Genomic DNA, 20,029 nt, shown 5'->3' with positions numbered 1-20,029 from the left:
CGCTGACGGAGGGAGATCGATGGCGCTGTTCGGTCTGGTGGACACCACGGAACTCGAGGCATTCGCGAACGCGCTCGCGGAGGATCTCGGTCGGCGCTTCCCGCCAGCCTCGGAAAAGCGCACCGACGCCGGCGCGACACACCAGTTCAACGTGATCCTCGAGGGGCTCGGCGCGCGCGCGGCGCGCTTTCGTGACGAGAAACAGCTGGGCCTCTACAAGAAGGCCAAGCTCGGCAACGTGTTCCGCTGGAAGCTCAAGGAGCTGGGCTACAGCGCCGAGTTCGTCGACAAGGCGACGACCGCGATCGTGACGCGGGTCGCGATGAAGTGAGCGACAGTCGCGGTGCGGCTGGAGGATTCGCGCAGCAGCCCCGCCACACCTCCCGACGCGCCGTCTCCACTTCGCGCGCACCGCGTATGGCCCGGCGCTCCGGACGCCAAGGGGCCGCTCCCGTCTTTCCGATCGAGTTTGCGTGAGTCCTTCGGGTCGCCGTGCGAAAGTCGACGCGATCCTGGCGCACGCGGAAGGCGTCGAGTCCACGAACTCGGCGGCATCGATGCTGCGCATCATGGCTGGCGTCATCCGAGCGAGCGGGAATCGCCGCCGAGGATGACCATCGGCACGCCCGTCCAGAACGTGCGCAGCGTCGTCGTTCCGCCGCCGGTCGGAAACGGGTCCAGCGCGACATCGACCACGCGAATGGACGAGAGGAACGACGCCAGCGGCATGACCGGCAGCACATCGACGCGATCGCCGGCGACGCCGTGCCGCTCGGGGGGCGAGCACGGCGTCTCGATCGTGCGCGACCGCCTGGATGTGCGCATTCGGCCCCGCGCGCAGGATGGCCGCCCACGTGTCCGTTGCCGTCTCTGACACCTCGGTCCAGTCGTTGACGCTCGCGAAGGTCACATGGCCGTTCCGCTCGAACGGAGGCGGCCCGGGATCGGGCATGAAGCAGGCAGGCGACGGGATACGCCAAAGCCCTTCGCCGCAGCAGAACTCCGAGCCTGGCGGACGCGCCGGACGTCGGTGAATCGCCGGTCGATCGTCGCGAGTCCGGTCGCGTTCATGCGCCCGAACCGGCCCACCTGCACGGGTGCCGGCTTGCGAGCGAATGCGTCGACCCGGTCGTGCCGATCATGTCCGGCGAGGTCGACCAGCACGTCGATGTGCTGGCCTCGTTCGGAAGTCCGATCGTTCATGCGCGGTCGCCGTGCCACGGTTACGGAACGCTCGAGTCGCTCGCCCCATGCGCGATGCCTGTCGAAGGTGCGCTGGTTGTCGAAGAGATCGAAGCGCTCGAGCAGAAGCCGTCGTTGGCGGCCCAAAGCGAAGAAGTCGTCGGGCCGGCATCCGATCGCGCGATCATGGGTCGCCACAGCATCGGCGCCCCGGCCCGGCAGCGCGAGCTGTTCGCCGAAATGCTTGTCGAGCCCGGCACGCGCGGGATCGGGATCGGCCGCGAGACTGCGCATCGTTCGCGGGCGCCGCAGTTTGCCCGTTCTGACATGAATGTGAGACCGACTCCAACTGCGAAGGAAGCGTATTGCAGCGTGCCTCGTCGCAAGACTGGATCAATTGTCCCGGCTTGCGGCGTGCCGAGAGCGTCCGCGCCCGACGACGTCGCAGCCGCGGTGAGGATTGCGCACATCCAGACGTTGGACGCGGCCGAGTTCTCGCGCGTCGGCCAGCTTCATGCCCCAGCGGTTCACGCACAGGCCCGTCGGTGTGCGCACGCTCGAAGACAGGATCGTACCCGGACGCCGGAGCGCCGCATTCGCCAAGCACAGACCATGGGAGGCGGCGAGACTTGGGCGATGGTCGAAGAAAGGGACAAGACGGCGCTGGGCGCGGAACTTTGCCCGCCTACCACCGCCGCACGGTTCTTGCATGGCTGTGTACAATGGTCTTGATGGCAAGAGCGACGCCAGTACCGTAGCGCGACGAGGCGCGGATATCGATTCGGTAGTGGGGCCCGTTCGTCGCTTCATCCTGCACACCCATCCACGTCAATGCTGGGAAGAGTCCTCTCGGATCTGTATCAGGCGTGGCGGAAACGGCGCAGTGCCGTACGCATGAATCGTGCCGGGCCGACTGGCGAACGAGAATCGTTTTCAACGGCGTGCGTTGGCTGGCAGGTCTTCGGCAGGACTGGCGACTTGCAGTCAAGCTTCGACGTTGCGGTGGTCATGCCGACGGTTGTCCGTCCCACGGTACTTGCCGCGATCCAATCGGTATTCGATCAGTCGTCCTCCATCCGAATCCAGCTTCTGGTCGGGATCGACACCGCCCTCAACTCCGATCGGCACCTGATCGATCTGCTTCGCCGCACCCCTCTCCATGTCACCTCCTTCCTGTTCTATCCCGGGTACTCGACTTCCGTGAGACACGGCGGCCCCCATTTGGCACGCGATGGCGGCTCGCTGCGTTCCGTCCTCACCTATCTCGCCAATGCTCGGCTCGTCGCGTACCTCGATGACGACAACTGGTGGCACCCGGAACATCTGAGCACGATGCTCGATGCGATCAAGGGGCGCGACTGGGCCCACTCCCTTCGCTGGTTCGTCCACCACCAGTCGCGAGAGCCGATTTGTCCGGACATATGGGAATCCGTCGGGCCAGGGAAGGGGGTGTTTGCCGAAAGATTCGGTGGGTGGGTCGATCCAAACTGTCTGATGATCGACAAGATCGCCTGCGAAGGTGCGATACGGTGGTGGTGTACGCCCTTGACCGGGGATCGGCAGGGGATGAGCGGGGATCGCCGTGTCTACGACTATCTGCAGCATCAGGGTCCACCGGGCAGCACAGGTCGACCTACGACCTTCTACATCCTGCAGCCCGATGACTTGATGCACCCGACGAGGGTCGACCTCATGGGCTCTGCCTACTCCGACGCGGATCGGAAGGCAAAGCAGCTGCGCGCTTAGGTGCTCCCGGCCACCGCGCACGTGGATTGCGATGAGTGCAGCGCTCGACTCTCGAATGCGAATTGCACGAAGACGACGGAGCAGACATGGCGGTAGCGATCGTGACCGGTTCGGGTGGCTTGGTGGGAGGGGAGACCACGCGCATGCTCCTGTCCCGGGGCTTGACCGTCGTGGGAATCGACAACGACATGCGCAGCGTTTTCTTCGGCCCGTCGGCGAGCACGCAATGGCAGGTCGACCTGCTCAAGAAGCGGCATGGATATGTCCATCACGACATCGACATTCGCGACGCGGCATCGATAGCGAGAGTGTTCGATCGCTATCGAAACGACATTGTGGTGGTCGTGCATTGCGCAGCACAACCGTCGCACGATTGGGCCGCACGGGACCCGGTCGCGGACTTCACCGTGAACGCCAACGGAACGTTGGCGCTCCTCGAAGCAACGCGCGCCTCGGCTCCCGAGTCCGTGTTCATATTCGTCAGTACCAACAAGGTGTATGGAGATCGACCCAACCATCTCCCGTTGGTGGAACTCGAGACTCGATACGAGATCTCGACCGACCATGAGTGGCATGCCCACGGAATTCCGGAAACGATGTCCCTCGACCAGACGCTGCACAGCGTATTCGGCGCCTCGAAGGTTGCAGCCGATGTCATGGTGCAGGAGTACGGGCGGTACTTCGGCATGCGCACGGCGTGCTTCCGCGGGGGGTGCTTGACCGGCCCGGGGCACTCCGGAGCGCAGTTGCATGGATTCCTCGCGTACCTCGTCCAGTGCGCCGTTACCGATACTCCGTACACCGTTTTCGGGTACAAGGGCAAGCAGGTTCGAGACAACATTCATGTCGCAGACCTGGTCGAGGCGTTCTGGATGTTCTTTCAGCGCCCCCAGGTCGGCGAGGTCTTCAACATGGGAGGGGGGCGGCACTCGAACTGCTCGGTGATCGAGGCGATCTCGATGGCTGAGATGCTCACCGGCCGGCCGATGCGACATGAGTACAAGGAAGACAATCGCGTTGGAGATCACATTTGGTGGATCAGCGACGTTCGCAAGTTCCAATCGCAGTACCCCGACTGGAAGCAGCGCTTTGATATCAAGTCGCTGGTGGCCGACATCCACCAGGGCATCAGCGCCCGGCTCGCCGCCTGACGGTCGTGGCTGATTCACGCCACCGGGTCTTGGTCACCGGCGGGGCGGGGTTCGTGGGCGCACGCCTTGCTCTGGGCTGGAAGGAGGCGTTTCCCCAGGCAGAGGTCATTGCGCTCGACAATCTCAAGCGTCGCGGCAGTGAGTTGGCCCTTGCGCGCCTCCGCGCAGGGGGAGTGGCGTTCGTGCACGGCGACATTCGCTCGTTCGAAGACCTGGAAACCGTCGGTCCCGTCGACCTGATGATCGAGTGCTCGGCCGAACCCAGCGTGCACGCGGGCTACGGGCAGAGTCCGCAGTTCCTGATCAACACGAACCTGCTGGGTCTTGCGAACTGTCTCGAACATCTCCGCCGAACCGGCGGAGACCTCGTGTTCCTGTCGAGCAGCCGAGTCTATCCAATCGCCCCGCTTCGCGATTTGCCCCTGGTCCGCGACGCGGATCGCATGATCGTTTCGCCCGGACGGTCGGGGATTGGGTGGTCCCCCGAGGGAATCGGGGAGGAGTTTCCGCTTCGTGGGGCAAGATCGCTCTACGGTGCGACCAAGCTGGCGGGGGAACTTCTCATCGAGGAGTATCGCGCTGTCTACGGATTGCGCGCATTCATCAATCGATGCGGAGTCATCGCGGGTCCCTGGCAAATGGGCAAGGTGGACCAGGGGTTCGTCGTGCTCTGGATGGCCCGCCACATGTACGGCGGGACGTTGTCCTATACGGGATTCGGCGGCGATGGATTGCAGGTCCGGGACATCCTCCACGTCGATGATCTGCTGGAGCTGCTATTGCTCCAAGCGAGATCCTGGGATCGCATGGACGGCGGAGTCTTCAACGTCGGGGGAGGTATCGACCGGTCCTCGTCGCTCGTGGAACTCACGAGATCCTGCGCGCAGGTGAGCGGTCGGTCGATCGAGGTTTCGCGTGTCCCCGGTACCAGGCCGGCCGACATCCCCTGGTATGTCACTGATTGCACCCTCGTCGCTCGCACGCTCGACTGGGCGCCCACGCGGAATGTCGCGCGAACGCTCGACGACATCGCGCGATGGCTCCATGACCATCGCCGCGAGCTTGAACCGATCCTGGCGTAGCGCATGAGATTCTTCTACTCCGATCCGGGCCTGCTCAACAATCAGAGTCACCACGCCAATTCGTGTCGATCCATCTGTCGCGAACTGCGCAGACTCGACGCACACGTGGCGATCCTGGGTTGCCTTGCGATGGATTCCGGACTCCGCGAAGAGTTGGGGGCAACTCCTTTCTTCGATGGATACACGTATTCGACGCTCACCGACGGCGATCCCCTCTGCGGCCCTCTCAATGCGTTCGAGCGATGGTCGGCGATCGCGGCCGGCAACTATTCTCGCCTCGTCAGCATCGATGCCGGGGATGTCCTCTATCTCAACTCGGCTCAACCGGCGCAGTTCATGGGCCTCGTGAAGTGGTGGAAGAGCCTCCCCAGGGTCGAACGTCCGCGGGTAGTCATGGAGTTCGGGACAGATCCCGGTGTCGACGTATTGAGCGTCGATGATGCGGGCCAACCAACGTACCGGCTGCGGGACTACCGCTTGGACGCGAGGCCGATGCTCTATCGGTTTGCGGCGGGTCATCTCGACCCGGAGGATCGAGATCGTCTTTTCATCGCCACTTTTGACGACGTCACGTCGAGCGTATTCGGCAGCATCCTCGGTTGGCCGGTGCGGACACTTCCCTTGCCGCAGGACAGCCATCCACCGGTCCGCAACCGCGCCGGGAGCAGCCCGATCACGATCGGGGTCGTGGGCCACCAGCGTCCGGACAAGGGCTATCACCTCATGCCAGAGATCGCTCGAGCTCTTCTGGCATCGGAAAAGAACATCCGCCTTCTCGTTCAGAACAGCGTACCAGCGGACATGCCGGACGTACATGAGGCCATGCGGCGCATCGCCTCGAGGGACTCGCGCGTCTTGATCGACGAGCAACCCGTAGGAGCGGAGCGCTGGGCGAAGTTGCTTCGGCAGACGGACTTGATGCTCTGCCCGTATGACCCGGTAAGGTACGTTGCGTCCTATTCCGCCGTTGCGACCGATGCGGTTGCGAACGGGATTCCACTCGTCGTTCCGGGCGGAACATCGATGGCCCGCCTCGTCGCGAAGTACGACGATTGCGGCGTGACTTATCCGGAGCAGCGCGTCGAGTCAATCGTTTCCGCAACTCGGGATGCGCTCGCGGAATTCGACCTGCTTGCCGAACGGGCCGATAGTGCCGCGTCACGCTGGGCATCGACCATGGGGGCCGCCAACACCGCGCGCGAAATACTGACGCTCGCGGGGAGAAGCGACGCCGCCTTCCGAACGTCTTGTTCGCTTGGGAGGTCAGAGTGAAGATCCTGTTCAGCAACCCGCCCTGGTGGACCGATGAGCGCGTTGTCGCCGGCGCGGACGGTGGTTCCGTCCGCCTCTACGGTGCCGGAGTTCGCGCGGGCTCTCGTTGGCCGTTCACCTATTACCTGGATGCTCCACCAGGTCTATTTCGCTTTGGCCAGTACCTGCCGTATCCGTTCTTCATGGGATACGCGGCGACTTTTGCCGAGCGGATGACCGGCGGCGACGTGGTGTTTCGCGACAGTATCGCGCTCCGTGAATCGTATGACGACTACATTGGATTTCTTCGATCTCGGCACTTCGATTTCATCGTCATCGAGTCCGCGTCGCCCAGCTGGGAACACGACAGGAGTCTGATAACGACGATCAGCTCGGAGTGTCCTGGAACGCGAATCATCGTCGCGGGTCCGATCGCATCGCAGGCGGACGAAATCCTGAAGGATCTTCCAGTGCATGCGTGCGTCCGTGGCGAGTACGAGAAGGGAGTGGTCCGCGCGGTGAATGGCGAACAAGGCAAGATCGAGTTCGACATGCTCACTGTCGACGAGATGAACGCGGCGCCGTTCCCGTACTTCGACAGGACCTATGCGCACCGCTACTGGGACGGAAATCCGAAGGGAAGCATCGCGCCTCAGGCGCAGGTGTGGAGCAGTCGAGGCTGCCCCTACAAGTGCATATTCTGCGTTTGGCCAGCGACCATGACCGGCAACGACCCGGATGGCCTGGGCAAGCGATCTGTTCGGCACTACACGCCTGAGTACATGGAGGCGTTCCTGTTCGAACTCGTGGCGAACTACCAGTACAGGATGATTTATTTCGACGACGATACGTTCAACCTGGGAGATCGCCATGTTGAGCGGATGTGTGCCGTCATGCGACGGGTAGGCGTTCCCTGGTCGGCGATGTGCCGCGCGGATACGATTCGTCCGGAGCTCTGGAGGGAGATGAAGGATAGCGGGTGCTTCGGGGTGAAGATCGGATTCGAGAGCGGGAATCAGTACGTGATCGACAACATCGTCAACAAGCGGCTGAATCTCGAAGCTGCCCGGGAGACCGTGGCGACGATCAAGAAGACCGGCATGTCGGTACATGGCACGTTCACCTACGGACTCCCTGGCGAAACGGTGGAGCAGATGCAGGATACGAAGCGCTACATCGCCACGTTGGGGCTCGACACCTTGCAGGAATCAGGTTGCGCGGAGATTGAGGGGACGCCCCTGCACACGCTCGCAAAGGAGCACACGCTGAAAAAGTACTCGGGCGCCCGATTGACGGACGACTATCTGCGCGAGCGCGATGGCCGGATCAAATTCGAACGTTTGTCGACATCGATCCAGGCCGGACCCGAGAGAAAGGAAGGGTAGTTCAGTGCTTCTTCCCGGCGGCGCTGCGCAGGGCAGGAGGGCTCACAAGGCATGGGAGCTCCTGTACTTTGCGGCTCCGCGCTGTCCTGCAAACCGGGCGGGGCCTGAGGTACGCGGTATATTGCGCGGCTTCGGTGCGCGCGCGAGGTCCGGGAGGGAAACGGGATATCGCTTGGCCGGTGGTCCCGGCGCAACTACCGCCCGGTACTCCCGAACCCGCCTTCCGCGCGCGTCGACGCCTCGAAGCCGTCGACGACGTGGAACGCCGCCCGCGCGACCGGCACGATCACGAGTTGCGCGAGCCGGTCGAGCGGATTCAGCGTGAACGGTTCGCGCCCGCGGTTCCAGCAACTCACCATCAGCGGGCCCTGGTAGTCCGAGTCGATGAGTCCGACGAGGTTGCCGAGCACGATGCCGTGCTTGTGGCCCAATCCGGAGCGCGGCAGGATCAGCGCGGCGTAGCCCGGATCGCCCACGTGGATCGCGATGCCGGTGGGCACGAGTTCGACGTCGCCGGGCGATAGCGAGATCGGCGCATCGATGCAGGCGCGCAGATCCATCCCCGCGGAGCCGGTCGTCGCGTAGGCGGGGAGCGCGTCGCGGACGCGCGCGTCGAGGATGCGGACATCGACGCGCAGCGGGGCGCCGCCGTGCCGCGTCATCGCTTCGGCAGCCGCGCCGCGATCTCGCCGACGAGGCGGTGCGCGAGCGCGAGCTTGCCCATCCGCGGCAGCGGGTGCGCGCCGCGGTCGTCGAGGATCGTCACCTCGTTCTCGTCGGCGCCCATCGCGTCCTGCGCGCGGTTGGCCACGAGCAGCGCGAGCTTCTTGCGCTTGCGCTTCTCCTCGCCGTAGCGGACGACGTCGTGGCTCTCCGCCGCGAAGCCGACGCAGAACGGCGCGTTGCGCTTCGCCGCGACGGTGGCGAGGATGTCGACGGTGGGCTCGAGTTCGAGCGTCATCGCTTCGGCCTTCTTCTTGATCTTGCGCGCATGCGCCTGCACCGGACGATAGTCCGCCACCGCCGCGACCGCGACGAACACGTCGCACTTCGCCGTGCGCGCGAACACGGCGTCGGCCATCGCCGCGGCGCTCGTCACATCGATGCGCTCGACGCCCGCGGGCGTCGGGAGCGGAGTCGGACCGGCGACGAGCGTGACGGTACCGCCCGCCTCGGCGGCCGCACGCGCGATCGCGAAGCCCATCTTGCCGCTGCTGGTGTTGGTGATGCCGCGCACCGGGTCGATCGCCTCGAACGTCGGACCGGCCGTCACGAGCACGCGCCGGCCGGCGAGGACCTTGGGGACGCGGGACGCGAGCACCGCGTCGTAGATCGACTGCGCTTCGAGCATCCGGCCGTCGCCGACCTCGCCGCAGGCCTGCTCGCCCGAGCCGGGACCGAGAATGGCGATGCCGTCGGCGCGGACCTGCGCGACGTTGCGCTGCGTGGCGGGGTGGAACCACATCTGCACGTTCATCGCGGGCGCGACCGCGAGCGGGCATTCGCGGGCGAGGCAGAGCGTCGACAGCAGGTCGTCGGCGCGGCCCTGCGCGAGCTTCGCGATGAAGTCCGCGGACGCGGGCGCGACGACGACGAGGTCGGCGCCGCGCGAAAGTTCGATGTGGTCCATCGCGTTCGACGCGCCCGAGTGCCACAGGTCGGTCGCGACCGGGCGGCCGGTCAACGCCTGGAAGGTCATCGGCGTGACGAAGCGCGTCGCGGCGTCGGTCATCACGACGTCGACCGCGACGCCGGCCTTGACGAACAGGCGCGCGAGTTCCGCGGCCTTGTACGCGGCGATGCCGCCGGTCACGCCGAGCACGATGCGGGCGAGCGGCGTGGGAGCGGCGGGGCGCGGGGGATCGGCCATCGGTCGGAACGCGGGAGTCGGCGCCGAAGTTTACCCTCTTTGCCATGGAGACGACCCGGCCGCAGCACGACGAACGCCCCCGCGAACGCCTCGCCGCGCGCGGCGTGGCGAGCCTCACCGATGCCGAACTGGTGGCGGTGGTGCTCGGCACCGGAGCGCGGGGCGCGTCGGCGCTGGAAGTCGCGCGCACGCTCATCGAAGCACGGGGCGGCCTGCGCGGTCTCGCGAACGCGCCGGCGGCGGCGCTCGCGTCCTCGCGCGGCGTCGGCGCCGCGAAGGCCGCCAAGCTCGCCGCCGGCCTCGAGATCGCGCGGCGCGTCCTGCGCGCCGAGATCGCGCAGGGCGACGTGCTCACCTCGCCCGACGCGGTGCGCGACTACCTGAAGCTTCGCCTCTCGCCGGAGACGGTCGAGGTGTTTCTCGGCCTGTTCCTCGACAGCCAGCACCGGCTGATCGCCGCGGAGGAACTCGCCCGCGGCACGCTCGCGCAGACGAGCGTCTACCCGCGCGAGGTGGTCAAGGCCGCGCTGCGGCGCGAGGCGGCGGCGGTGATCTTCGCGCACAACCACCCGTCGGGCGTCGCCGAGCCTTCGCGGGCCGACGAACTCCTCACCCAGTCGCTGCGCAACGCGCTCACGCTGGTCGACGTGCGCACGCTCGACCACCTGGTCGTCGCCGGCCCGCACGTGACCTCGTTCGCCGAGCGCGGGCTGCTGTGAGGCGAATCATAAACGATTGATTCATAACGATTGTGCGACATGGAGGCCGCCCGGGTCCGGGGCCGGCGCCCGAAGCCGCCGGCCGGCGGACACCGTTGATTCGACGGCGAAAAACTGCGATAATCGCGCTCTTTGCCGTTCGAACGATTGAAGAAGGAGCGAGCCATGGCTCGAGTCTGCCAGGTGACCGGGAAGGCCCCGATGACGGGCCACCACGTGTCCCACGCCAACAACAAGACGCGCCGGCGCTTCCTGCCCAACCTGCAGCGTCGCCGGTTCTGGGTCGAGAGCGAGAACCGCTGGGTGAGCCTGCGGCTCACCACCCACGCGCTGCGCACCATCGACAAGAACGGCATCGACGCGGTGCTCGCGGACCTGCGGGCCCGCGGCGAGCGCGTCTGACGCAGGGAGCACGACCATGCGCGAGAAGATCAAGCTCGAGTCGTCGGCCGGGACCGGCCACTTCTACACGACGACCAAGAACAAGAAGACGATGCCGGAGAAGATGGTGATCAAGAAGTTCGATCCGGTCGCCCGCAAGCACGTCGACTACAAGGAAACGAAGATCAAGTAGTCCGGCCCGACGCCGGACCGCTGGAACGACGAAGGGCCGCGGAAGCGGCCCTTCGTCGTTTCCTGGCGGCCGCCGCGGCGCGGACGAGCCCGCGCGCCGTCAGGCGTAGCGCTTGAGCTGCAGCGAGAATTGCGCGAGCGGCGGGATGCCCGACGCCTCCGCGCGATGGCACCAGTCCTGCAGGCGCGCGAGCAGTTGCTCGGACGACTCGGTCGAGCGCGCCCACAAGGACGAGAGTTCGGAGCGCATCGCGACCATCTTCTCGATCACGCGGCTGTGTTTCGCGAGGTCCGCGAGCCGGGCGCGCTCGCCCTCCGGCAGCGCCTCGGGGTCGATCAGCCAGCGCTTGAGCCGGCCGGCGCTCGGCAGTTCGACGTGGCGTGCCCGCTCGCGCAGCGATTCGAGTTCGGCGCGGCACGCGGCCTTGAGCGACCGCGCGTAGCTCGTCGCCACGTGGTAGCGGTGGGTGATCACCGCCTGCAGCGTCGCGTGGTCGGCGTGCGGCTTCGCCGAGTCCAGCCTGAGCTTCGGGGCGAGGCGGCGAACCTTCGCGAGCCCGAGCGCCGAGAGCGTGCGGATGTAGGCCCAGCCCAGGTCGAACTCGTACCACTGCGCCGAGAACTTGGCCGACGTGCCGTACGCGTGGTGGTTGTTGTGCAGTTCCTCGCCGCCGATCAGGATGCCGATCGGGCCCAGGTTGGTCGACGTGTCGGCGGTGGCGTAGTTGCGGTAGCCCCAGTAGTGGCCGACGCCGTTGACGACGCCTGCGGCGAAGAAAGGGATCCACGCCATCTGCACCGCCCAGATCGTCGCGCCGGGCGCGCCGAAGAGCATGAGGTCGATCGCGAGCATCAGGCCGACGCCCTGCCACGAGTACCGCGCGTAGACGTTGCGCTCGAGCCAGTCGTCGGGCGTGCCGTGCCCGTACTGCGTCATCGTGGCCGCGTTCTTCGCCTCGTCGCGGTAGAGTTCGGCCCCGCGCCACAGCACGGTCGACAGGCCGCGCGTCATCGGGCTGTGCGGATCGTCGGCGGTCTCGACCTTCGCGTGGTGCTTGCGGTGGATCGCGGCCCACTCCTTGGTGACCATGCCGGTGGTGAGCCACAGCCAGAAGCGGAAGAAGTGCGACACCGCCGGGTGGAGGTCGAGCGCGCGGTGCGCCTGGCAGCGGTGCAGGAAGATCGTGACCGACGCGATCGTGATGTGCGTCAGGACCAGCGCGACGACGACGTAGCCCCACCAGGGCAGGTCGATCAGGCCGCGGGCGAGGAAGGTCAGGACGGCGTCGAAATCGATCATGGAGTCGTTCCGTGGCCCGGTCGGGCCGCGAAGCAGGTTCGTGATGGCCCGGATTGTACTCGCGCCGGGGGTTGCCCCGGGCGCCGTCTACCGGCTGACCGGCGGCGAGGAGGACAGTCGAACGAAAAGGTGCTGCTTAGCGTGAGGTTTCTCAACCCGGGCAGGCCAGCGCGAGGGCATCAGGATCCAGGCGGGATTGCCGGAGCGCCCCCCGGGGGCGACTCGGGGCGCAGATCGCGAAACCGCGTGGGACTGGGGAATCCCGCCGCTGCGAACTCGGAGAGCGCGCGGGCGAGGATCGAGCTGCGCAGGTTGACCTGGCCGTTCTGCGGGTCGGCGATCCAGACGGCCAGCTCGATCGAGGTGCCCATCTCGCCGACCCCGGTCGCGTACGCGTCGGGGGCGCGCCCCGGCTCGCGGAGCACGCGCGGCTCGGCGAGCGCCGCTTCGACGAGGATCGACAGCGCGCGCGCGACGTCCGTGCCGTGCGCGACCAGCACCGGCGTGACGATCCGGATGCGTTCGTCGCGCACCGGGTGGTTCAGCACCGTCGTGGTCACGAGCGTCTCGTTGGGCACGATCGCGTCGATGCCGTCGTTCGAGCGCACCACCACGTAGCGCGAGGTGACGCGGACGATCCTGCCCTGGCGCCCGTCGACCGTGATCGTGTCGCCGACCCGGATCGACTTGTCGAGCAGGATCGTGAAGCCGGCGATGTAGTTCGACGCGAGCTTCTGCAGTCCGAGGCCGATGCCGACGCCGAGCGCGCCGCCGAACACCGACAGCAGCGTGAGATCGACCCCGATGGCGGGCAGCGAGATCAGCACGCCGACGACGACGAAGAACGCGCGCAGGAACTTCGACAGCACGACGCGCGCGTTGATGTCGAACTCGAGCGCCATCAGCCGCTTCTCGACGAAGCTCGACAGCCACAGCGTCGTCGCCACGGCGACCAGCACGACCAGGAATCCCTGGCCGATGGCGAACACCGAGACGTTCTGCTTGCCGAGCGGCACGACGATGCGCTCGAGCATCTCGTTCACCTCGGCGGTGACGCCGAGGTAGTGCAGCGCCAAGATCGCCCAGATGGCGAACGCGATCGCCCGTTCCGAGGACTTGACCCACGGGGCGTTGGCGAAGAGCCGCCGCATCACGTAGACGAGCAGGCGGATCACCGCGAGCGCGACGACCAGCGGGATCGCGAGGTCGAGCACGTGCGTGGGGCCCGAGGGCTTGAATCCGGCCCGCACGAGCAGCACGAGCGCGAGCAGCGCGAGCGGGAAGGCGCCGAGCGCGATCCGCCCGCCGCGCCGGTCGGTGTCGCGGCCGAAGCGGGTCGAGACCAGGTGATCGGCGAGCCAGGCGAGCGCGACGCAGGCGGCGAGCGCGCCCAGTTGAAGCGCGCCCCTCGGCGACTCGAGGGCGGCGACCAGGCGGTCGAAGGCGATGGACGTCATCGCGCCATTATCGCGCGCGCTCGAGGATCGCGGCGTAGAACGCGTCGCAGCCGTGCTTCGCGGTCGACAGCACGAGATCCGCGCCGGTGTCGAGGCCGATGCCGGCGCGCGCGAGTTCGGCGCGCGCATCGCCGCGGCGGAACTCCGGGTGGCGCGCGAGGAATTCGTCGACGACGCGCTCGTTCTCCTCCGGCAGCACGCTGCAGGTCGCGTAGACCACGCGCCCGCCCGGCTTCACGAGCGTCGCGGCGGAGGCGAGGATCGCGGCCTGCTTCGCGGCCAGTTCGGCGACGTCGAACGGACGGTGGCGCCACTTGAGGTCCGGATTGCGGCGCAGCGTCCCGGTGCCGGTGCACGGGGCGTCGACGAGCACGCGGTCGACCTTGCCCGCGAGGCGCTTCACGCGCGCGTCGCGCTCGTGCGCGATCAGTTGCGGATGCACGTTCGACAGGCCCGAGCGCGCGAGCCGCGGCTTGAAGGCGGCGAGGCGCTTCTCGACCGTGTCGAACGCGTAGAGCCGGCCCTGCGAGCGCATCAGCACGCCGAGCGCGAGCGTCTTCCCGCCGGCGCCGGCGCAGAAATCCACCACCATCTCGCCGCGCCGTGGCGCGACGAGGAACGCGATGAGCTGGCTCCCCTCGTCCTGCACCTCGAGCCGTCCGTCGACGAACCACGGATGCTGCCCGAGCATCGGGCGTCCGCGCACGCGCAGTCCCCACGGCGACCACGGCGTCGGCGTCGCGTCGATGCCGTCCTGCGCGAGTTGCGCGAGCACCTCGTCGCGCGTGGCCTTGAGCGCGTTGACCCGCAGGTCCAACGGCGCGCGTTCGGCCGCTCCGCGCGCGAAGGCGGCGCGCCCTTCGGCGCCGAGGATCTCGCCCAGCCGTTCCCACAACCAGTCCGGAAGCTCCGCCGCCACGATGTCGGGCTGCCGTTCGCCGAGCCGGCCCTTGAGCGCCGCGAGCCATTCGCGCTCGTCGGCATCGAGCGCGCGTTCGAGGTCGCGCACCGAGCGGGCGAGGTCGCGCACCAGCACGACGAGCGCGATGCGGCGCGGATCGTGCGACCCGGCGAGCGCTTCGGTCGAGCGCTTGCGCCGCAGCCACGCGTACACGCCCTCGGCGATCTCGGCGCGATCCTCTTTGCCCATGGCTGGCCGCGTGCGGAAGAACTGGCGCAGCCGCAGGTCGGCCGGCGCGTCGAGCGGAGCGAGCGCACGGACCGCGTCGGCGAGCGCGGCCACGCGGGCAGGCGCGAACACCGCGCGTCTATTCACCGCGCTCACCGTCGTCGACGCGGATCGACGCGAGTTCGACCTCGAGCGTGCCGCGCAGCGTGTGGCTGATGCGCATCCTGATCGGCAGGTAGCGGAGCGAGGGCGCGAGCCACACGATCGACTCGGTGCGGCCGTCCTCGCTCGTGCGATGCCAGCGCTCCGCGGCGACGTCGCCGTAGGGCCAGGCGACGGTCTCGGTCCCTTCGCGTTTCACCGTGATGCGCATCACGCGCCGCGTCGTCACCAGGTTGAAGACCTGTTCGTCGCCGGTGGGCGGCACGAAGTAGAACTGCCACATCAGCGACAGCGGATCGAAGGTCGGCAGCTCGAGCGCCGCGGTCTTGTCGCCGGTGAGCGTCGCGATGCCCGATTCCCAGTCGAAGGTCGCGACTTCGCGGCGGTCGCGGCTGCCGCGCTCGACCGCGAGTTCCCACGGCTGCAGGCCCTGCGCGGTGATGAGGCCGCGCACGTCGATTCGGCCCTGTCCGCGCAGCACGAGCGCGGCGAGCCCGCGCGCCTCGCCGACGGTCGAGACCGTGTAGCGGTTCGCCGCGTGCTCGAACCGGTAGGTCGCGTCTCCTATGTAGATGCCGGGACCGTAGGTGACGCGGTAGGTGAGATCGACGCGCGCGGGCAGCGTCTTCATCGAGGGTGCCGGCGGCAGTTCCGCGCGCGCCGTCTCCTCGACGAGCGCGGGCGGGGCCTGCACGGGCTCGGCCTCGCGCGGCGGCGCCGCGTCCACCGGCGGCGCGTCCGCAGGCGCCGCCGGCTCGGGCTCGGGCGCGGGCTCGACCGGCGCCGCCACCGGAGGCGCGGACAGCTTGGGCTTGGGCTTCGCCTTCGGCTTCGGCGCGGGGGGCGCGGGCGCGGGCAGCGGCGGCGGAGGCAACTCGGTGATCGTCGCCGAGAGCACGATCGCTTCCGGGTCGGACGGCAACTCGACCGGCCAGAACGTGGCCGCGACGTGCAGGGCGAGCGATGCGGCCAGCGCGATCGCGAGGACGCGGCCGTGCACGCCCGATGCCGCAGGCGCGGTGCGGCGTGCGGCCGGTGCGGGAAGCGTCGTGGCGTTCATCGTCGAGTTTCGGGAGCGGTCGTCAGCCGGGCCGCGAACGCAGCGGCACGGTGCCCGGCTCCTCAACGCGCACGCGCATCCCGTCGATGACGAGCCGGCCCTCGCAGAACCAGCCGACCGCCGCGGGCAGGAGCCGGTGCTCGAGCGCGAGCACGCGTTCGGCGAGCGAAGCCTCGTCGTCGTCGCGGTGCACCGCGAGCGCGGACTGCGCGATGATCGGTCCGACGTCGACCTCGGGCGTCACGAAGTGCACGGTGCAGCCGTGCATCGCGACGCCGTCGGCGAGCGCCCGGCGGTGGGTGTGCAGTCCGGGGTACGCGGGCAGGAGCGACGGATGGATGTTGATGAGCCGGCCCGAGTAACGCTCGACCGCGGCGCGTCCGAGCACGCGCATGAATCCGGCGAGCACGACGAGATCGGGTTCGGTCCGGTCGATCTCGGCGACGAGCGCCGCGTCGAACGCGTCGCGGCTCGCGAAGCCGCGGTGATCGATCACCGAGGTCGCGATGCCGTGCTCGCGTGCGAGGGCGAGTCCGCCCGCGTCCGGGCGGTTCGAGATCACGTGGGTGATGCTCCCCTTCAGCGCGCCGGCGCGCTCGGACGCCAAGAGCGCACCGAGGTTCGACCCGCGGCCCGAGACGAGGACGGTGATGCGGGCGAGCGCCACGCGCGCCGCGCGTCAGGCGACGAGGGCCGCCGGCGCACCGTCCGGCCGCGCCACGATCGTGCCCAGCCGCCATGCCCGCTCGCCCGCGTCCGCGAGCATCGAGAGCGCGCGCGCCTCGTGCTCGGGGGCGACGACGACCGCGAGCCCGACGCCGCAGTTGAACACGCGCAGCATCTCGGCGTCGTCGACGCGCCCGTGCTGCGCGAGCCAGTCGAACACCGCGGGGCGCTTCCAGCTCGCGCGCTCCAGCCGCGCCTGCACGCCGGCGGGCAGCATGCGCGGCACGTTCTCGGTGATGCCGCCGCCGGTGATGTGGGCCATGCCCTTGACCGGCAGCGCGCGCATCAGCGCGAGCATCGGCTTCACGTAGATGCGCGTGGGCGCCATCAGCGCGTCGGCGAGCGTGCCGCCGTCGAGCGACGACGCGAGATCCGCCTTCGCGTCGTCGACGATGCGGCGGACGAGCGAGTAGCCGTTCGAATGCGGCCCGGACGAGGCGAGGCCGAGCACCGCGTCGCCGGGGACGATGCTCCGGCCGTCGATGATGCGGGACTTCTCGACGACGCCGACCGCGAAGCCCGCGAGGTCGTATTCGCCCTCCGCGTACATGCCCGGCATCTCGGCGGTCTCGCCGCCGATCAGCGCGCAGCCGGCGAGTTCGCAGCCGCGCGCGATGCCCTGCACGACGCGTGCCGCGACGTCGACGTCGAGCCGCCCGCACGCGAAGTAGTCGAGGAAGAACAGCGGCTCGGCGCCCTGGACCAGGATGTCGTTCGCGCTCATCGCGACGAGATCGATGCCGATCGTGTCGTGCCGGTCGAGCGCGAAGGCGAGCTTCAGCTTGGTGCCGACGCCGTCGGTGCCCGCGACCAGTACCGGTTCACGGAAGCGCTTTCCGATCTCGACGAGGGCGCCGAAGCCGCCGATGCCGGCCAGCACCTCGGGGCGCATCGTGCGCCGGGCGAACGGCTTGATGCGCTCGACCAGCGCGTCGCCAGCGTCGATGTCGACGCCCGCGTCGCGGTACGAGAGGCCTGGGGTCGGGGAGGGATCGGCGGGCGGCATCGCGTCGGCCCGGCAGCCGGGTTTGAATTAGGCGCGGGGGCGCGAACGCGGTACAGTTCGACGCCCGTCGAGAGCGCGAATTCTACCGGAAATGGATCCCCATCGTCCCGACGAGCCTGCCGCGACCTCGCCCGTCGAGCCCGCGCGCCGGCCGGTCACCATCCCGCAGTACCTGTGGGTCGTCGGCGCCGCGATCGTCGCGGTGCTCGCGCTCCACTTCCTGGGGCCGGTCCTCACGCCGTTTTTGATCGGCGCGATCTTCGCCTACCTCGGCACGCCGATCGTCAATGCGATGCAGCGCCGCGGGGTGCCGCGCGCCCTCGGGTCGACGGTCACGGTGCTCCTGTTCATCGTCGCGGTGCTCGCGGTGCTGCTGGTGCTCGTGCCGCTCGTCCAGGCGGAACTCGCGCTCGCGATGACCAAGCTGCCCGAACTCGCGGGCCGCCTCTTCGCCGACGTCGCGCCGTGGGTCGAGCGGAACCTCGGCATCACGCTCGCGTTCGACCTCGCCACGCTGCGCGACCTCCTCGCCGAGAACGTCGAGAGCGCGAAGGCGCTGAGCCTGCGCCTCCTGTCCGGACTGCGGGCGGGCGGAGTGCTGGCGCTCGCGGTCATCGTCAACGCGGTGCTGATCCCGGTCGTGATGTTCTACCTCCTGCGCGACTGGACGATGATCTGGGAGCGCTTCTTCGAACTGGTGCCGCACCGCTGGCGCGCGCGGACGCGCCAGATCACCGGCCAGGTCGACGCCGTGCTCGCCGAATTCCTGCGCGGGCAGGGCCTCGTCATGGTGTCGCTCGCGCTCTACTACATGATCGGCCTGTCGATCGCGGGCCTCCAGTACGCACTGCCCATCGGCGTCCTCACCGGGCTGCTCGTGTTCATCCCCTACGTGGGCTTCGGCACCGGCTTCGTGCTCGGCATGATCGCCGCGCTCCTGCAGTGGAACGGCGTCGGGCCGTTCCTCGCGATCCTGTCGGTCTACGCGGTCGGCCAGGTGCTCGAGAACTACGTGCTGATCCCCTGGCTCATCGGCGACCGGATCGGGCTCCACCCGCTCGCGGTGATCTTCGCGCTGCTGGCGTTCGGGACGCTCTTCGGCTTCGCCGGCGTGCTGCTCGCGCTGCCCGCGTCGGCCGCGCTGCTCGTCGGCTTGCGGCACCTGCGCGCGGCCTACAGCGAGAGCGCGCTCTACGGCGACGGTCCCGACGAAACGTAGCGTCCCGACGGCGCGCGATGGCGAGCCGTACCGATCCTGTCTCCGCATCCCGGTGAACGAGCAACTCGTCTTCGATCTCGCGGTCCCCGAGGCGCCGACCTTCGCGAACTTCGTCGCGGGACGCAACGCCGAAGCCGTGGAGGCGTTGCGCCGTGCAGCGGAGGGCGCGCTCGCCGAGACCGGGATCGTCGTGTGGGGGGCGCGGGGGGCCGGCAAGTCGCACCTGCTCGCGGCGACCTGCGCCGCCGCACGGGCGGCGGCGCGGTCCGCCGTCCTGTGCGACGGCGCGACGGCGTGGCCTCATTCGATCGAGCCGCGAATGCTGGTGGCGATCGACGACATCGGGCAGGCGGACCCGTCGGCGCAGGCGCGGCTCTTCTCGCTCTACAACGCCTTGAAGGAGGGCGGCGGGACGCTCGTCGCGGCGTCGGACGTGCCGCCGGCCCGGCTGCCGTTCCGCGACGACGTGCGGACCCGGCTCGCCTGGGGACTCGCCTACGAGATCGTGCCGCTCGCCGACGCCGACAAGCCGGCGGCGCTGGCGGCCTACGCGCGCTCACGCGGGTTCGCGCTCGACGACGAGGTGATCGCCTACCTGCTCGCGCATGGTCGACGCGACATGGGTTCGCTCGTCGCGGCGCTCGCCGCGCTCGACCGGCGTTCGCTGGCGCAGAAGCGCCCGGTGACGGTGCCGCTCCTGCGCGAGTGGCTGCAGCGGTCGTTCGACCCGGATCCGCCGCCCGGGGATCATCCGGGACTGAAGCAGGACTGAACGCGCCTTCGCGTGTCGAACGCGCCGTCCGGCAGCGTGTCAACCCACCCGAACGGAGGGCCGTTATGGGCGCCGACGCAGGACTTCGGCGTCGACCTTCCGTCCATCGAGGGTTGCATTGCATGTGTCCATGCTCGACGGCCCGGTCCGCTTCGGCGCCCGCGGCCCCCGCCAAGGCCCAGGCACTCGCCTCCGCGATGCCCGGCGCCGCGTCGGGGGTCACGGCGAGCGTGGCGGCC

Annotated in this window: 21 protein-coding genes; 12 read left to right on the top strand and 9 right to left on the bottom strand. The window is 68.4% G+C overall.

Annotation, left to right across the window (positions count from 1 at the left end; translation table 11 throughout):
• Window positions 1-19: 19 nt before the first annotated feature.
• Window positions 20-331: a hypothetical protein gene (locus HS109_01925; GenBank protein MBE7521122.1), complete on the top strand. Its 312-nt coding sequence runs from the start codon at window positions 20-22 to the stop codon at window positions 329-331.
• A 248-nt stretch (window positions 332-579) separates the two neighbouring features.
• Here HS109_01925 and HS109_01920 read toward each other — a convergent pair whose 3' ends face one another.
• Complete coding sequence (locus tag HS109_01920; GenBank protein ID MBE7521121.1) at window positions 580-825, bottom strand: hypothetical protein; 246 nt, start codon at window positions 823-825, stop codon at window positions 580-582.
• Window positions 826-1,131: 306 nt separating this feature from the next.
• Here HS109_01920 and HS109_01915 point away from each other — a divergent pair, with 306 nt between their 5' ends.
• From HS109_01915 to HS109_01890, 6 genes are all read left to right on the top strand, one after another.
• Window positions 1,132-1,914, top strand: coding sequence for a hypothetical protein (locus HS109_01915; GenBank protein MBE7521120.1), 783 nt, complete (start codon window positions 1,132-1,134; stop codon window positions 1,912-1,914).
• Between the two features lie 246 nt (window positions 1,915-2,160).
• On the top strand, window positions 2,161-2,928 hold the full coding sequence (locus HS109_01910; GenBank protein MBE7521119.1) for a glycosyltransferase family 2 protein: 768 nt from the start codon (window positions 2,161-2,163) through the stop codon (window positions 2,926-2,928).
• 86 nt (window positions 2,929-3,014) lie between these two features.
• Entirely contained in the window at window positions 3,015-4,079 is a 1,065-nt protein-coding gene (locus HS109_01905; protein ID MBE7521118.1) for an NAD-dependent epimerase/dehydratase family protein, read from the top strand.
• A gap of 5 nt (window positions 4,080-4,084) precedes the next feature.
• Window positions 4,085-5,161 carry an NAD-dependent epimerase/dehydratase family protein gene (locus HS109_01900; protein MBE7521117.1) on the top strand — a complete coding sequence of 359 codons (1,077 nt, stop codon included), beginning with the start codon at window positions 4,085-4,087 and terminating at the stop codon, window positions 5,159-5,161.
• 3 nt (window positions 5,162-5,164) lie between these two features.
• Window positions 5,165-6,433 (top strand): glycosyltransferase, encoded by a 1,269-nt coding sequence (locus tag HS109_01895; protein ID MBE7521116.1) that lies wholly within the window; start codon window positions 5,165-5,167, stop codon window positions 6,431-6,433.
• Entirely contained in the window at window positions 6,430-7,797 is a 1,368-nt protein-coding gene (locus HS109_01890) for a radical SAM protein (protein ID MBE7521115.1), read from the top strand. Before HS109_01895 ends, HS109_01890 begins: the two co-directional genes overlap by 4 nt.
• A 194-nt stretch (window positions 7,798-7,991) precedes the next feature.
• Here the strand turns inward: HS109_01890 and dut are convergent, their stop codons facing one another.
• Together dut and coaBC are read right to left on the bottom strand one after the other, a co-directional pair.
• Window positions 7,992-8,435: a dUTP diphosphatase gene (gene dut, locus HS109_01885; protein MBE7521114.1), complete on the bottom strand. Its 444-nt coding sequence runs from the start codon at window positions 8,433-8,435 to the stop codon at window positions 7,992-7,994.
• Between the two features lie 20 nt (window positions 8,436-8,455).
• Window positions 8,456-9,667, bottom strand: a complete 1,212-nt coding sequence (coaBC, locus tag HS109_01880) for a bifunctional phosphopantothenoylcysteine decarboxylase/phosphopantothenate--cysteine ligase CoaBC (GenBank protein MBE7521113.1) — start codon at window positions 9,665-9,667, stop codon at window positions 8,456-8,458.
• A gap of 44 nt (window positions 9,668-9,711) precedes the next feature.
• Here coaBC and radC point away from each other — a divergent pair, with 44 nt between their 5' ends.
• The 3 genes from radC (at window position 9,712) to rpmG (ending at window position 10,960) form a co-directional block, all read left to right on the top strand.
• Window positions 9,712-10,386, top strand: coding sequence for a DNA repair protein RadC (radC, locus tag HS109_01875; GenBank protein MBE7521112.1), 675 nt, complete (start codon window positions 9,712-9,714; stop codon window positions 10,384-10,386).
• Window positions 10,387-10,551: 165 nt separating this feature from the next.
• Window positions 10,552-10,788: a 50S ribosomal protein L28 gene (rpmB, locus tag HS109_01870; GenBank protein ID MBE7521111.1), complete on the top strand. Its 237-nt coding sequence runs from the start codon at window positions 10,552-10,554 to the stop codon at window positions 10,786-10,788.
• Window positions 10,789-10,804: 16 nt separating this feature from the next.
• Complete coding sequence (gene rpmG, locus HS109_01865) at window positions 10,805-10,960, top strand: 50S ribosomal protein L33 (GenBank protein ID MBE7521110.1); 156 nt, start codon at window positions 10,805-10,807, stop codon at window positions 10,958-10,960.
• A 99-nt stretch (window positions 10,961-11,059) separates the two neighbouring features.
• Here the strand turns inward: rpmG and HS109_01860 are convergent, their stop codons facing one another.
• The 6 genes from HS109_01860 to purM form a co-directional block, all read right to left on the bottom strand.
• On the bottom strand, window positions 11,060-12,259 hold the full coding sequence (locus tag HS109_01860) for a fatty acid desaturase (protein MBE7521109.1): 1,200 nt from the start codon (window positions 12,257-12,259) through the stop codon (window positions 11,060-11,062).
• Between the two features lie 179 nt (window positions 12,260-12,438).
• Window positions 12,439-13,716 (bottom strand): mechanosensitive ion channel, encoded by a 1,278-nt coding sequence (locus HS109_01855; GenBank protein ID MBE7521108.1) that lies wholly within the window; start codon window positions 13,714-13,716, stop codon window positions 12,439-12,441.
• A gap of 7 nt (window positions 13,717-13,723) precedes the next feature.
• The gene (locus HS109_01850) at window positions 13,724-14,866 is read right to left on the bottom strand and encodes an RsmB/NOP family class I SAM-dependent RNA methyltransferase (GenBank protein ID MBE7521107.1); all 1,143 of its coding nucleotides are present in this window, start codon (window positions 14,864-14,866) and stop codon (window positions 13,724-13,726) included.
• A gap of 118 nt (window positions 14,867-14,984) precedes the next feature.
• On the bottom strand, window positions 14,985-16,067 hold the full coding sequence (locus HS109_01845) for a DUF3108 domain-containing protein (GenBank protein MBE7521106.1): 1,083 nt from the start codon (window positions 16,065-16,067) through the stop codon (window positions 14,985-14,987).
• A gap of 22 nt (window positions 16,068-16,089) precedes the next feature.
• Window positions 16,090-16,734, bottom strand: a complete 645-nt coding sequence (locus HS109_01840; protein MBE7521105.1) for a phosphoribosylglycinamide formyltransferase — start codon at window positions 16,732-16,734, stop codon at window positions 16,090-16,092.
• Window positions 16,735-16,746: 12 nt separating this feature from the next.
• Complete coding sequence (gene purM / locus HS109_01835; GenBank protein ID MBE7521104.1) at window positions 16,747-17,799, bottom strand: phosphoribosylformylglycinamidine cyclo-ligase; 1,053 nt, start codon at window positions 17,797-17,799, stop codon at window positions 16,747-16,749.
• Between the two features lie 91 nt (window positions 17,800-17,890).
• Between purM and HS109_01830 the strand changes: the two genes are divergently transcribed.
• Together HS109_01830 and hda are read left to right on the top strand one after the other, a co-directional pair.
• On the top strand, window positions 17,891-19,018 hold the full coding sequence (locus HS109_01830) for an AI-2E family transporter (GenBank protein MBE7521103.1): 1,128 nt from the start codon (window positions 17,891-17,893) through the stop codon (window positions 19,016-19,018).
• Window positions 19,019-19,070: 52 nt separating this feature from the next.
• Window positions 19,071-19,790 carry a DnaA regulatory inactivator Hda gene (gene hda / locus HS109_01825; GenBank protein MBE7521102.1) on the top strand — a complete coding sequence of 240 codons (720 nt, stop codon included), beginning with the start codon at window positions 19,071-19,073 and terminating at the stop codon, window positions 19,788-19,790.
• The last annotated feature ends 239 nt before the right edge of the window (window positions 19,791-20,029 follow it).

The sequence above is a fragment of the Burkholderiales bacterium genome, from assembly GCA_015075645.1.
Taxonomy (GTDB): Bacteria; Pseudomonadota; Gammaproteobacteria; order Burkholderiales; family Casimicrobiaceae; genus VBCG01.
Note: the sequence above shows the minus strand (reverse complement) of the source record. Positions and strands in the feature narration are given on the sequence as shown.

What these genes read in the sequence shown, in the direction of transcription:
- HS109_01830 (MBE7521103.1), top strand. Translation starts at nt 17,891, where the DNA reads ATGGATCCCCATCGTCCCGACGAGCCTGCCGCGACCTCGCCCGTCGAG.
- HS109_01860 (MBE7521109.1), bottom strand. Translation starts at nt 12,259, where the DNA reads ATGATCGATTTCGACGCCGTCCTGACCTTCCTCGCCCGCGGCCTGATC.
- HS109_01850 (MBE7521107.1), bottom strand. Translation starts at nt 14,866, where the DNA reads ATGGGCAAAGAGGATCGCGCCGAGATCGCCGAGGGCGTGTACGCGTGG.
- HS109_01895 (MBE7521116.1), top strand. Translation starts at nt 5,165, where the DNA reads ATGAGATTCTTCTACTCCGATCCGGGCCTGCTCAACAATCAGAGTCAC.
- HS109_01845 (MBE7521106.1), bottom strand. Translation starts at nt 16,067, where the DNA reads ATGAACGCCACGACGCTTCCCGCACCGGCCGCACGCCGCACCGCGCCT.
- HS109_01905 (MBE7521118.1), top strand. Translation starts at nt 3,015, where the DNA reads ATGGCGGTAGCGATCGTGACCGGTTCGGGTGGCTTGGTGGGAGGGGAG.
- HS109_01925 (MBE7521122.1), top strand. Translation starts at nt 20, where the DNA reads ATGGCGCTGTTCGGTCTGGTGGACACCACGGAACTCGAGGCATTCGCG.
- rpmB (MBE7521111.1), top strand. Translation starts at nt 10,552, where the DNA reads ATGGCTCGAGTCTGCCAGGTGACCGGGAAGGCCCCGATGACGGGCCAC.
- purM (MBE7521104.1), bottom strand. Translation starts at nt 17,799, where the DNA reads ATGCCGCCCGCCGATCCCTCCCCGACCCCAGGCCTCTCGTACCGCGAC.
- HS109_01855 (MBE7521108.1), bottom strand. Translation starts at nt 13,716, where the DNA reads ATGACGTCCATCGCCTTCGACCGCCTGGTCGCCGCCCTCGAGTCGCCG.
- radC (MBE7521112.1), top strand. Translation starts at nt 9,712, where the DNA reads ATGGAGACGACCCGGCCGCAGCACGACGAACGCCCCCGCGAACGCCTC.
- rpmG (MBE7521110.1), top strand. Translation starts at nt 10,805, where the DNA reads ATGCGCGAGAAGATCAAGCTCGAGTCGTCGGCCGGGACCGGCCACTTC.
- coaBC (MBE7521113.1), bottom strand. Translation starts at nt 9,667, where the DNA reads ATGGCCGATCCCCCGCGCCCCGCCGCTCCCACGCCGCTCGCCCGCATC.
- HS109_01920 (MBE7521121.1), bottom strand. Translation starts at nt 825, where the DNA reads ATGCGCACATCCAGGCGGTCGCGCACGATCGAGACGCCGTGCTCGCCC.